General features: G+C 44.6%; 14 protein-coding genes. 1 reads left to right on the top strand and 13 read right to left on the bottom strand.

Annotated elements, in window-relative coordinates:
* Positions 1-23: 23 nt before the first annotated feature.
* From HED67_RS05245 to HED67_RS05185, 13 genes are all read right to left on the bottom strand, one after another.
* Positions 24-926: a deoxyribonuclease IV gene (locus HED67_RS05245; protein ID WP_221717746.1), complete on the bottom strand. Its 903-nt coding sequence runs from the start codon at positions 924-926 to the stop codon at positions 24-26.
* Positions 926-1,720: a polysaccharide deacetylase family protein gene (locus HED67_RS05240; protein ID WP_221717726.1), complete on the bottom strand. Its 795-nt coding sequence runs from the start codon at positions 1,718-1,720 to the stop codon at positions 926-928. The genes HED67_RS05245 and HED67_RS05240 overlap by 1 nt, the downstream gene beginning before the upstream one ends.
* Positions 1,721-1,966: 246 nt before the next feature.
* Positions 1,967-2,836: a class II fructose-1,6-bisphosphate aldolase gene (gene fba, locus HED67_RS05235; RefSeq protein ID WP_178441276.1), complete on the bottom strand. Its 870-nt coding sequence runs from the start codon at positions 2,834-2,836 to the stop codon at positions 1,967-1,969.
* 116 nt (positions 2,837-2,952) lie between these two features.
* Positions 2,953-3,576, bottom strand: coding sequence for a cytidylate kinase-like family protein (locus HED67_RS05230; protein WP_178441274.1), 624 nt, complete (start codon positions 3,574-3,576; stop codon positions 2,953-2,955).
* A gap of 13 nt (positions 3,577-3,589) precedes the next feature.
* On the bottom strand, positions 3,590-4,006 hold the full coding sequence (locus HED67_RS05225) for a DUF3783 domain-containing protein (protein ID WP_178441272.1): 417 nt from the start codon (positions 4,004-4,006) through the stop codon (positions 3,590-3,592).
* Positions 4,007-4,012: 6 nt separating this feature from the next.
* Positions 4,013-4,465: a YwiB family protein gene (locus HED67_RS05220; RefSeq protein WP_178441270.1), complete on the bottom strand. Its 453-nt coding sequence runs from the start codon at positions 4,463-4,465 to the stop codon at positions 4,013-4,015.
* 150 nt (positions 4,466-4,615) lie between these two features.
* A complete protein-coding gene (locus tag HED67_RS05215; protein ID WP_221717725.1) occupies positions 4,616-6,181 on the bottom strand; it encodes a GerAB/ArcD/ProY family transporter in 1,566 nt (521 codons plus the stop codon).
* On the bottom strand, positions 6,168-7,664 hold the full coding sequence (locus HED67_RS05210; protein WP_178441266.1) for a spore germination protein: 1,497 nt from the start codon (positions 7,662-7,664) through the stop codon (positions 6,168-6,170). The genes HED67_RS05215 and HED67_RS05210 overlap by 14 nt, the downstream gene beginning before the upstream one ends.
* A 125-nt stretch (positions 7,665-7,789) precedes the next feature.
* Positions 7,790-8,464 carry a GntR family transcriptional regulator gene (locus HED67_RS05205; protein WP_178441264.1) on the bottom strand — a complete coding sequence of 225 codons (675 nt, stop codon included), beginning with the start codon at positions 8,462-8,464 and terminating at the stop codon, positions 7,790-7,792.
* Between the two features lie 5 nt (positions 8,465-8,469).
* On the bottom strand, positions 8,470-9,372 hold the full coding sequence (gene ispE / locus HED67_RS05200) for a 4-(cytidine 5'-diphospho)-2-C-methyl-D-erythritol kinase (protein ID WP_178441262.1): 903 nt from the start codon (positions 9,370-9,372) through the stop codon (positions 8,470-8,472).
* A 137-nt stretch (positions 9,373-9,509) separates the two neighbouring features.
* Positions 9,510-11,075 carry a DUF3794 and LysM peptidoglycan-binding domain-containing protein gene (locus tag HED67_RS05195; protein WP_221717724.1) on the bottom strand — a complete coding sequence of 522 codons (1,566 nt, stop codon included), beginning with the start codon at positions 11,073-11,075 and terminating at the stop codon, positions 9,510-9,512.
* A gap of 99 nt (positions 11,076-11,174) precedes the next feature.
* The gene (locus tag HED67_RS05190; RefSeq protein WP_178441258.1) at positions 11,175-11,399 is read right to left on the bottom strand and encodes a Veg family protein; all 225 of its coding nucleotides are present in this window, start codon (positions 11,397-11,399) and stop codon (positions 11,175-11,177) included.
* A 251-nt stretch (positions 11,400-11,650) separates the two neighbouring features.
* Positions 11,651-12,079, bottom strand: a complete 429-nt coding sequence (locus tag HED67_RS05185; protein ID WP_221717723.1) for a protease complex subunit PrcB family protein — start codon at positions 12,077-12,079, stop codon at positions 11,651-11,653.
* 125 nt (positions 12,080-12,204) lie between these two features.
* On the opposite strand from HED67_RS05185, the gene HED67_RS05180 reads away from it, so the two are divergent.
* Positions 12,205-12,867, top strand: coding sequence for a hypothetical protein (locus HED67_RS05180; RefSeq protein ID WP_215631757.1), 663 nt, complete (start codon positions 12,205-12,207; stop codon positions 12,865-12,867).
* The last annotated feature ends 105 nt before the right edge of the window (positions 12,868-12,972 follow it).

The following is a 12,972-nucleotide window of genomic DNA, read 5'->3' as shown; positions in this document are numbered from 1 at the left end:
TGATGCATCTAACATTTGCCGTTCTACTTCGCTGCCTGAAGAATTTTCTCTTTGAGCTGCGCATCAAAACTGCCCTTTCGAATCATCTCGATTTCAAACTTATACGGTGCGTAACTTTTCTTCTTGTTCTCAGGATCCGGAATATACGGTGTCTCCAATATCTTCGGTACCTGCTCAAAATCCGGACAGTTCACTACCTGCAGCAGTGCCTCAAAACCAATCTCTCCGAAACCGAAATTCTCATGACGGTCCTTATGGGCGCCGCATGGATTCTTGCTGTCATTGACATGGAAAACCGCAATCTGATCCTGTCCGATCACCTTGTCAAACTGTGTCATCACCCCTGAAAAATCATGCACAATATCATAGCCAGCATCATGAACATGGCAGGTATCGAAACACACTCTTAACTTATCATTGTATTGAACACCTTCATAAATAGCTGCCAGTTCTTCAAAATTCCGTCCGATCTCACTTCCCTTTCCGGCCATGGTCTCCAGCGCAATATTCACCGACGTATCTGCTGTAAGCACTGTGTTCAGCCCCTCGATAATGCGCTTGATACCAGCTTCCTCACCGGCCCCCACATGGGCTCCCGGATGCAGGATCAGTACTTTGCTCCCCATGGCAGCGGTACGATCAATCTCTTTTTCAAGAAACTCTACCGCCAGTTCGTAGGTCTCCGGTTTCACCGTATTAGCCAGATTGATGATGTAAGGCGCATGTATCACGATTTCATCCATGCCATTGGCCTTCATCAACTCCCATCCCTCCTCTACCCGGAGTTCCTCTATCGCTTTGCGCCTTGTATTCTGCGGTGCACCTGTATAAACCATCAATGTATCTGCCCCGTAAGACAATGCCTCCTTCACGGAACCAAGAAACATCTCCTTGCCGCTCATTCCCACATGTGAACCAATCTTCATCATTTTCCTCCTTGTGCCGCCTGACGATAGACCTTTCCACTCTGAATGGCAATGCCTCTGTCAGCCAGCAAATCATTCACTGTAACAAAAGTATAGCCTCTGCGCATTAAATCGTCAAGCGCCATCACTGCACCCTGAACACTTTCTTCAAAGATATCATGCAGCAGGATAATATCGCCGTCCTTCGCTTCGGAAATCACATAATCTGCAATCTCACCGGCACTTTTTCCAGTCCAGTCCTCGGTATCCACCGACCACAGGATCACCGGCACATTCAGACTTCTGCAGACAGCATTATTGACACAGCCATAGGGCGGACGGAGGGCATAACTGAAATCTCCGATAATGCCTGAAACAACCTGATACCACTGCAGGATTTCCTGTTTCTGCTGATTTTCGGACAATGCTGTCATCTGCACATGGTGATAGGTATGACACCCGATCTGATGTCCGCCTTCTGCCATCCGCCGGATAATCTCCCTGTTCTCCGAAAGTTCCGCCTGACTGCCGATGAGAAAAAATGTCACTTTCACATTTCTCTTCTCCACTTCATCCAGAAGAACATCCGTTACCCCGGCTTTTGGTCCGTCATCAAAAGTCAGGGCGATCATTGGTTTTTGCTGCAGATCCGGATGAAAAAGAACTTTTGAAAATGATTTTTGAGACATTTTTGAAAATCCGCCTAAAACCGAATAACCGACGTATTTTTTCTGTCCGCCTAAACACCCCGAACAGATGATGACTGCTGCCGCTGCCAATACGATAAAAAACAGAAGGCCTGCTTTATGTCTCATTTTAAATTCCTCTTCCTATTCTATACATATCCATCATATGTATGAGACTTTCAAATTATCCTGACATAAAGCAGACCAAGTATCTGGCCAGCAGGCTTTATTTGCTATTCTCAGCTCCACTCTCATGAAATAAAATATGGTTCAAAAAACAAAAAAGAAATCCCAATCAATTCGGACGCAGATGCGTTGATGGATTGACTGGAATTCCCTTATTGCGATACTTCTAAATCCTACGTATCATTAATTTTATTCAGATGCCTTGCCTGCAGAACCAAATAACTCAATCTTCTCTCTGACAGTTTCTTTGATTGCTTCAGCACCCGGTGCAAGAAGTTTACGAGGATCATAGCCCTTGCCCTGAAGATCCTTGCCTTCTTCGATATATTTTCTTGTAGCGGCAGCAAATGAAAGCTGGCATTCTGTATTCACATTGATCTTTGCTACACCAAGATTGATGGCTTTCTTAATCATATCATCAGGAATACCTGTACCGCCATGAAGAACCAGCGGCATCTCACCTGTCTTCTCCTGTACAGCTGCTAAGGTTTCAAAGCTGAGGCCCGGCCAGTTTGCAGGATATTTGCCATGGATATTGCCAATACCTGCAGCAAGCATATCTACACCGAGGTCTGCAATTGCTTTGCATTCATTTGGATCTGCACACTCACCCATGCCAACAACACCATCTTCTTCACCGCCGATGGAACCAACCTCTGCTTCAAGGGACATCCCCTTCTCTGCACAAACCTTGACAAGTTCCTTTGTCTTGGCAACATTCTCATCAATCGGATAGCTGGAACCATCAAACATGATGGATGAAAATCCGGCTTCGATACACTTATAGCATCCTTCATAAGTACCGTGATCAAGATGAAGTGCAACAGGTACTGTAATGTTCAATTCTTCGATCATTGCCTTAACCATCGCAGATACTGTCTTAAATCCGCACATATACTTGCCTGCACCCTCAGACACACCAAGAATAACCGGTGAGTCCATCTCCTGAGCTGTCAGCAGAATAGACTTTGTCCACTCAAGATTATTAATGTTGAACTGTCCTACTGCGTAATGACCTGCTTTCGCTTTCTGAAGCATTTCCTTTGCTGATACTAACATAAAAAATTCCTCCATACATTGTGTCGATCATTTTCGATCATTCTCAGCCATAACCGTTCAATATCGGTCATGTCAATTTTATTATAGCCTTTTTCTCATGAAAAGTAAATGATAATTTACTTAAACTTGAGTTCAATGTATTGACAGATCAGATCCACGGCCTTGTCAATACCAAGGGCGCTTGTACTGATGGCCAAATCATATGTATGACATGCTTTCCAGTCCTGACCGGCATAATAACCGAAATAGCTGTCCCGCTTCTTGTCCATGGAATGAATCTTCTTCTGAGCTTCCTTCTCATCCAGATGATCCGAGGCCATAATACGCTTTGTTCTGAAATCTTTATCAGCGCTGATATAAACCTTCACACACTTCGGTTCATCCCGAAGTATATATCCGGCACATCGTCCAATGATGATACAGTCATTCTCATCTGCAATCTCCTGGATCACCTCTGCCTGTTTATTGAATAATTTATCACTGGATAACGTATTCTCAAAAGGATTCATGGATGTATTCATAGTAAATGTGTTCATCGCCAGCATATACAGGAAGCTGTCTGTCGGTTTCTCATCGACTTTCTCAAAATAATCCTTGCGGATACCACTCCGTCTTGCAGCAAGATCTGCGATATCTTCATCATAGGTCCTGATTCCAAGACGCTTTCCCAATTTCTCGGCAATCTCCTTGCCGCCGCTGCCATACTCTCTGTTTAAAGCAATAATTAAATGATCCGACATATTAACTCCCCCTTTATTCTGTCTCTTTATTGTCTGCCTGTCTTGATTCTGTATGTCTGTTCATACTCTCATGTTCTTTGACAAGCTCGTCATGGAGTTCTATAGAATTCCAGCCACAGTTGGCTTCAGTCAAAATGGCTTTCAGTGCCACCGGCTGGATCTTCATCTTTCTGAATCCGTGAAGAAAGCTGTCAAGCATCCGCTCACTGAAGCCTTTAAGAATCAGCATCTCTTCACTGAAGCCTTCACCACTGTAAGTGCTTTCCTTTAATACATATCCCGGTACTCCGGCGATGGCACCAATTGCTTCCTCATACTGTGACTGATCCACAACACGGATCTTCAATCCCTGTTTCAGGCACAGCATACGGATTTGTCTTCCCTTCGCCGAATTCAAATTATAAAAATAAACAGCACCATTCTGTTTCATCTTCTGTTACTCCTCTTTTATTATATGCAGTTCTGCCTTATCTTTAGACGTCACTTTGATCACAACACGACATTCTGAAATAAAGACATCATTCATATGAAGATCGTATACAATCTCCGTTTCTATGTTTTCTTCATCTCTTTTCGTCTGCAGTCTGGATGTGAATACTTCCATCTGGAGCACACCAGCCGGTGTATGATACTGCGAAGAAATCTGTTTCTCTTTCTCAAATACCATATGTGTTCTTCCCGACCCCCGCCGGATGACATCCACTCTGTCATCACTGATCTTGATCGTATTCCCTGATTGTTCACCGCTTTCAGGATCTACCTCATCATACAGGATGTAATGTTTACCATTTCTATAATAATAAGCAGCCCCGGTGATCAGTTCCGTGGTGGCATCCTCACCGATATCCGTCTGATGGCCCTTGACTGTCAAGATGACGTTTTCTGTCATAAATTCTTCCTTTCTCCAGAAGTTTGACGTCTCCCTGCTTCAAAGCAGCTATATTTGCACGTTCAAACTATCTATGAAGTTTTGTCAGTAATTGTATCGTTGATTTTTTTCCTATAAAAAGATTATACCATAACAATCCTGTTTTTTGAATTATTTATAGCCCATCAATTCAATTATTTCAGGAATATCATAATTGTTTTCAAATACAGGGATGACCGTTTCAGAACCGGTTCTGCCGCCGATGAAATCTTCCAGAATACTCATGGTGTAGCCTTTGTTTTCGTAGTTGTTCTGGCAGAGTTCATAGATAAAGACCCCCACTGAACCATGGACATCATCGTCCAGTTCAAGGATTTCTTCCGCTGTATCTTTTGCACAGGCAACCAACGCGGTGCGCCGTATAGCTTTTTCCCCCGCCAGCTCCTTCATCAGCCTTTCTCTTTTGTCATCATTGTCCAGAAGTTTTTTTTCGATCAGAATCACCGGCATCTGACTGTAATCCGTCGTTTTATCTGAAGAAGCCTCCAGTTTGTCCGCGGCCTCCCTGATGGTCGATGCATGGATAACCCTCACCGGTTCCGGCTCCCCTGCATCCGTTCCCGTAAGTGCCCCCAGATCCGGGAAACCATAGCTGATCTTCCATCCTGCTGCCTCATAATCTATCCCCATACACATAATATAACTGCGGTTTTGCGGTTCCCTCTCTGCATAGCAGCCGCACAAAAGAATGACCATTGTCAGCATGCCAAAGAGAAGTGCCAGTTTTTTCCCCATGATTCGTTTTTTCCTTTCTTCTGCGCCGATAAAAAGATTGACAGCCTCCACCAGCTGCAGCAGCATACCCCCTGCAAAAATAAAATAGCTCATCATCCACAGCATCATAAAAAAGATATCATAACGGGATATAAAGTTTCCCGGGAATCGGATTAGCTGAAGCACCACACCAAAGGGATACACTTCACCTGCAGTTCCCTTTGGACTTAAAAGCAAAATCACAACACACACACTGAGCATCAGTATAATGCCTGAACTCCAGTATGCCCTTGAAAGAATGTTCTTTTTCCCGTTTCTATTTCGGATACACCGCCATAAAAACAGAGGCTGATCTCCCAGAAGAAAGAATGCCGCCCTGCCAAAGCCCGTTTTCAAAATGAAAAATATATCTGTGCTTCTTTCCTGCTGCAATGTCTCAATCCACAACTGTCCCCCATTCCCGCCTTTGACTGCCTGCCACAAACCGAAGGCAAAAAGAATGATAAAGGGCACACAGACAAACCACCCCATCAGCTCCGCCATCCTTCCCCTGACTTCTATGCCTTTTCCGGCACCATCCATCAGCGCTGCCATTAGAAATAAAACAGGCACCATCCATCCGTAAGCCGTTGGAATCCTGTCTTCTATAACATGGCGAAAAAAATCCATTGCCCATACCAACCCGGGAAAATACAGCATCAGCCACAGCAAAATGATCGCTGCCGGTAGTTTTCTCCCAGACAGAGACAGTCCGGTTTTCTTTTCGTAATATTCAAAAATGTGAAAAGAAGCCATATAGTAAAATATTACAACCAAAATCGTCAGCAGGCCGCTAAACAGCAGCGACACCGAAGGCACCTGTGTTCTGACGGATGTCAGTGAGAAAAGCCCTGCGCCCAGCATATTCAGCATAAAAATCCAGGATGCCTGGCGCCGTGAGATCATCTGATTATCTGATAGCATCTTTCTTCTCCTTCCTGAGTCTCCGTCTGTGTCCTTTCTTTGTAAAATACGGCCGCTCATACATCTCCCCCATCGGCATCCGCCATAAACTATCCTGCCATTTCCCTTCCGGGGCCATCTCTGCCGACACAAAAGGCATCATATAAGGTACTCCGAAGCTTTTTAACCCGGATAAATGAAGCATCACCGTCAGCACTGCTGCTGTCAGGCCGACAAACCCGCCCAGTGATGCTGCTATGATCAAATAAAACTTCACCATTCGAAAAGCAGAGGCAAATAGTTCATTCGGGATTGTAAATGCGGACAGGGCCGTCAGTGCAACCAATATAACCACAACCGGACTCACAATATGGGCATCCACAGCCGCCTGCCCGATAATCAGACCACCGACAATACCCAGGGTACTTCCCATGGGTCCCGGCAGTCTGATGCCGGCCTCTCTCAGCAATTCAAAAGCCAGTTCCATGACAATAACTTCCACGGGAAGTGTAAAGGGAACCCCTTCTCTGGAGGCGGCAAAGCTCAGGGCAAAACTTAAGGGCAAAGCCTCAGGGTGAAAACCGGCCAGAGCAATATAAAATCCCGGCAGAAGTACTGCCGCCAGTGCCGCCGCATAACGCAGGATCCGTACAAAATTGGCTGCACCCCACCGGTCATAATAATCATCCGATGCCTGAAAAAAACAGGCAAATACAGCCGGAAGTATAAGCACCACAGGCGAATTATCCACCACCAGCACCACACGCCCCTCCAAAAGTGCAGAGGCCGCCTTATCCGGTCTCTCTGTGGACTGATACTGCGGGAATGGCGAATACCACTCATCCTCTGTCAATGCCTCCAGATAACTGCTGTCCAAAACCGCATCTATTTCAAAGCTTTCCAACCGACTGAGCACTTCCCGCAGAACGGAAGGCCGAACCAGATCTTCCATATACATTAATGCCACATCCGTTTTGGACCTGACACCAATTGTCATCTGTTTACTTTTCAGCCGTGTGTCCCGAATCCTTCTTCGTATGAGTACGGTATTAGTTCTGAAAGATTCCGTGAAACTTTCTTTTGAGCCGTGTACAGATACCTCTGTTTCTGCCTCTGTTACACCGCGTCCCGGCAGTGCCTTACTTGAAACAACGATTGCCTTGGACATTCCCGCCGCCAGAATACCGGTATTGCCCTTTAAAACTTCATCCATCAGATCATCCAGACGGCTAATTTCTTTCACATCCGCAGTTGCCAGATATTTATTAAAAATTTCCTGTCCCGCATGACGCTCCGGCAGCCGCGATACATCAAACAAAAGGCTTTTAAGCAAAACACCATCCACAAAATCTCTGTCATACATAGAATCCATATAGATAACATAAATCTCCAGCTTTTCATCGCCCATCCAGAGCCGGCGCATCACCGCATCCGCACAGCCTTCAAAGCGTTTTTCGATATAAGCGATATTTTCATCCAAATCCGGCACAATTTCCCGATTCATTGCACAGCCTCCTAAAATATTCACAAAAGAAAAAGATACTGCAAACGGATCATTGTCCGCTGCAATATCTTTATTCTTTGCGAAGTCTATGCAATTTATGCGCTGTTGACGTCTCCGGACATCAATCAGTTTTCCTGTTCCTGGATCTTCTTGATGACTGTCAGCTCCTGGATATAAATATGTTCCTGAATCAGTCGTACAGCCTCTTCCTTATTCTTCTCAATAATCGCATTCACGATCTTCTGATGTTCTTCCACCAGTCTGTCATGAGACTGTGTATCCTTCAGATATTCCAGACGATAACGATACATCTGCTCACGCAGGTTGTTCAGAATCTGGATCAAGCGTGCATTCTTAGTCGCTCTGAAAATAATATCATGGAAAGCCACATCCTTCTCAGCAATCGTAGTCAGGTCATCTTTGCCAAAAGATTCTTCGAAATCTTTGCATGCAAGGTTCAGATCATTGATATCCTCTTCTGTAATTCTGTCACAGGCAAGCTCAATAGCCAGTTTCTCCAAAGATGTACGCACTTCCAGTACATCGCGGAGATCCTTCTCTGTGATACGGGCAACTTCCGCACCCTTTCTCGGAATCATCACCACCAATCCTTCCAACTCCAGCTTACGGATGGCTTCACGGATCGGCGTACGACTGACACCCAGTTTATTCGCCAGTGCGATCTCCATCAGACGTTCTCCGGGTTCCAGTTCTCCTTTAAGAATCGCTCTTCTCAGTGTATTAAAGACAACATCTCTTAATGGGAGATATTCATCAATTGTCATTTCAAAGTCTTTCATCCTGCCTACCTCTTTCTCTTATTCTTACGTGTATCTTTGATTTTCTGATTAAACGGTCTGGTAAGATAAATCTGCCGTGCCAATCCGCTTGCTTTCATATCTTCACAGGCTTTCTTCGCCTTTTCTTCATCATCAAAAATGCCGAATACTGTCGGTCCGCTGCCGCTCATCAAAGCATTCACTGCACCGGATGCCATCATCTGTTTCTTGATCTCGTCAATGACCGGATGCTCAGGAACAGTCACGGTCTCAAGGACATTGGCCATACGGTCTGTCACTCCATAGAGATCTCCATCCGCCAGCGCAGTCACAATACCGTCAATATCCGGATGCATTGTCTGTTCATCCAGCTTCAGATGTTCATAGACATGTCTGGTAGAAACACTGACTGATGGTTTTGCAATCAGGATCGGACAATCCTGAAGCGGTGATATCGGTGTAAGGATCTCTCCGATGCCCTCTGACAATGCAGTCTGTCTCATCAGACAATACGGGACATCTGCTCCGAGTTTCACACCAAGCTCTCTTAACTTCTTCTGATTCAGACGAAGTCCAAAAAGCTTATTCATACCATACAAAACAGCCGCACAGTCCGTACTGCCGCCTGCCATGCCTGCAGCCACCGGTATATGCTTCTCGATCCGGATGATGACTCCCTGTTCCAGTCCAAACTGATCTATCATCACCTTTGCCGCCTTGTAGGCGATATTGCGCTCATCCGTCGGAAGAAAAGACAGGTTGCTCCTGACAAGGATTCCCGATTCCTGTGTCTTCTCTATATCAATCTGATCATAAAGTCTCAACATCTGCATGACCATTTTCACTTCATGATAGCCATCTTCTCTGCGCCTGACCACATCCAGTCCAAGATTGATCTTCGCTCTGGCTTTCAATCTGATTGTATCCATTGCAATTCCCCCGTATTCCACTTAAAGTTGGGAAATATCCCCATCTGTTGTACTTTTTTATGTATTGTGTATACAATATAATAATAAAATACAATCTCCGATTTTGCAACCCTTTTTTTTCAAATATGGACAATATTTTAAAAAGCCATATGTTTCATAATCAACAGACGATCTCCCTCTGACACATCCTCTTTTTCCAGATGATTGATCCTTTGAATTTCCTCTGCAGTTGTACAGAATTGCTTTCCCAGCAAAAACAGGGTATCTCCTTTTCTGACCACATAACCTGTCATATTCGGCAGGGATTCCACATAATCATCATCTGTCTCACTCTCTTCAATATCTGTCATCACTTTCTTTTCCCTTGTTTCCCACACAAGCGTATCCAGTCGTATAGTCATTTTGATTTCAGCGGTATCACCGTCCAACATCACCGCACTGATCTGATCCAGATACGGCTGCACCTCAAAATTCACGTCTGCAGGCAGTATGCCTGTTTCAGTTACACATGAAAAAGGCAACATTGCCGCTGCAATGTTAAGCGGAAGCCGATCATCTTCGTTCACATACAGAATATGCACATCCGCAACACCCTCCGCCCGGATACCGCCTTCTGTCACTTCCAGGCGATCCATCCGGATTTCCGCCCATGGATGACAAAGCTGAAGAATTCCTGAATGCTCTCCCGGCATACGCAGTCTGTCATACAGTTTGCACTCCGCCTGATTTCTGATGAGTACATGCTCCACAGCAGCCTCACGATAAACAGGTGTAAGCTTTGTTTTCAGACTGTAAACATCTGCCGCCAGATTCACCTGCTTTTCTTCGTAAGCCGTCATATCAATTTCCAGTACCATCTCAGCCATCACCGACCGCATCTCCCCATCCATGTCTGCTTTCATTTCCAGCGACTGCGAAATTTTATGTAAATGACTGCTGACGATCATGTCTTCTCTCATGCCGCTGCATGGAAGTTCCGCATACCACGGCAGTTCCGCCTCCGCATATTCAAAAGGATTCTCTTCATTTTCTCCGCTATAGAGAAAAAATACTGACAATTCTCCCCTCAGCAAAAGCTTTTCATCCTGAGGTCTGATATCCATTTTGCGGTTCTGTACTTCACCCCATATCATTTCAACCATATTGGCCTTATTTCCCGGCAGATTCACTTCCTCACGTGTACGAATCGTATCCTTTTTGTGCACCGCAATCTGACTGACTGGCAATACCTCCATCCGCTGGCATCTGTTTGCATCCGATTCCGAAAATCCGCTCACTGCCGGGATTTCTTCTATTGCGAATGCCCGGACTTTGAGATTTAGAACAGAACGAACGCTAATCTTCCGACTGTGGATCATTGTCACACGAAGATCTTCCATCTCCCAGTCCGTTCGGATTCTTGCATCTTCTGTTACCCCATCCATATTGACAAGCTCTTCAAAAGGCAACTCTCCCTCCATATGGTCCAGTGTACAGCTCTGTCTGTCTTTCAGGTAGGCAATTCTCCAGAAAAGACTTCCTTTTACAATCATTTTATCCTGCATCACCTTCACATTCTGTATCTGGACTTCTCCGTTCTCAACAACCATTTTCTCCATATCTGCCTTATTGTCCGGGATATTATAGTCCTGGTCCAGGGTAATCTGCAGCGAAACTTCCGACCTAAAACGCATGGACTGCAACATTTCGTTCTCTGTCAACATAAAAAATCCCTCCTCACATCCATATCCTATTGATATGCCTGTAAGAAGGGATTTATTCGTTTTATATGAAATCTGTCATACCCATTAAAGGGTATTCGCCTACTTGCAGATCACTAGCTGCACATCCCGGGTCAGAACATCTGTGTAGCTGTAAGAAACCACTCTTTCAGCGTTATCTTCATCCGCATGAATTCTTACCGTAAATATGCTTGGATAGCTCTCCTGGATCACACCTTCGGCCACTGAGTATTTGTGACGGCCCTTATTCGCTCTCACACGTACTCTTCGCCCAATGTTGGCATCTACTGCTCTCCTGACATTCATAATATCCTTCTGCTGCAAATCCGTTCACCTCTTTCAAAGGACTTTCACTACTGTTTGGCAATACTGTATAAAACTCCTGTAATAATTCTAACTCTTTTTTCAACAAAAGTCAATTTGCACAGTTAAAAGACTTATTTTTCTCAATATACGTATATTTTTTGTGGATTTTCACGATTTTTTTAGCACATTATCCTTCTGTATACACAATTTTTTTCAAAATCTGACAGCATTTTACCTAGATAAAGCTTCTCCTATATGTCAAAAATGACGGGAGCATCCATTGTTTCCATTTTAAGAACAATATACGGGAATGACACTATACTCTCCGCTGTTTCTCCGTCAGTTCTGCTGTCCGTTCCCGGGCCCTCCAGGGTTGTGCTGACACAGACCGCATTCTCTCCCAAATACAGATCATTGACACGAATACTGAAACCGCCGCCTGACTGTCTGCCATAACCGACAATCAGATACATCTCCTCCCCATCTCTGTAAATCAATGTGAAGCTTTCTTCTTTTCGTTCATCAATATGCTTTTTCAATTCTTCACTGATATCCGCTGTGCTGACAACGGTAAAATCCAGATCCCGTACCTTTTTCTCCATATTGGTGTTTCCGGCGCATGCACATAATAAAAACGCCATGATCATACATATACTTATCCGCCACATTTTTTCAGCCATATCTCCCTCCGATGCACCTGTCAGGCTGTTCTATTCAGAAGTTTATGTAAAATGATGGTATTTTATTCACATCAGCTCTGATTTTATGCTATACTTGGCGTTGGACTATAATGAGGAGGTTTTTCATGAAATTTAAATATTATCTATCCTGTCTTTTCCTGTTTGTCATCCTGCTGACCGGATGCGGCCGGTCTTTTGACAGTCAGGGATATCTCACATCCATCATGGATGTCCTTTACAAAGGTGATTATACCGCCTATATGGATTTCACCGGTACCTCACGGACAGATGTCTCACTTTACAGAGATCAGTGGCTTTCCGAATCCACAGACGCATTCCTTACAGCTTTCGGTGCCGGACAGCCATCCGAAGAAACCACTGACCGTATATCCGGCCTTCTGACCCAGCTCTATGCCAACGCAAGCTACGAAGCCAGTACCGGAGCATCATCCGATGACGGCACCTTGTCCGTACAGCTGACCATCCGTCCGCTGAATATTCTCACCGACAACTATGACACGATCCAGACTTATGTGCATTCTTTCAATGAGAAAAATGCCTCCTTTGCCTATGCCAACCTGACAGAAGAAGCTTATTATGACACTTACCTTGATGGTATACTGACTATTCTTGAAAGTCATCTGGCAGACATGACCTTTGGCAAAGACACAACACTGGATATCACTTTAAGCAAAAACGATGGTGGCTTGTATACCATTTCTGAAGATACTCTGACAGAAATCCAGAATACGATCCTCCCATGGCCGGAGGCAGAAATGCAGCAATAAATCTACGAATGCGGTTCAGAAGTTTTTAGACTTCTAATCGCATTCTCTCTCAATCCACCTTTTATAAATCAACAAACTGAAACGCGCGAAATCAAAGACTACGAA

Source organism: Pseudocoprococcus catus (genome assembly GCF_019734885.1).
Classification (GTDB): Bacteria; Bacillota; Clostridia; order Lachnospirales; family Lachnospiraceae; genus Coprococcus_A; species Coprococcus_A catus.
Note: the sequence above shows the minus strand (reverse complement) of the source record. Positions and strands in the feature narration are given on the sequence as shown.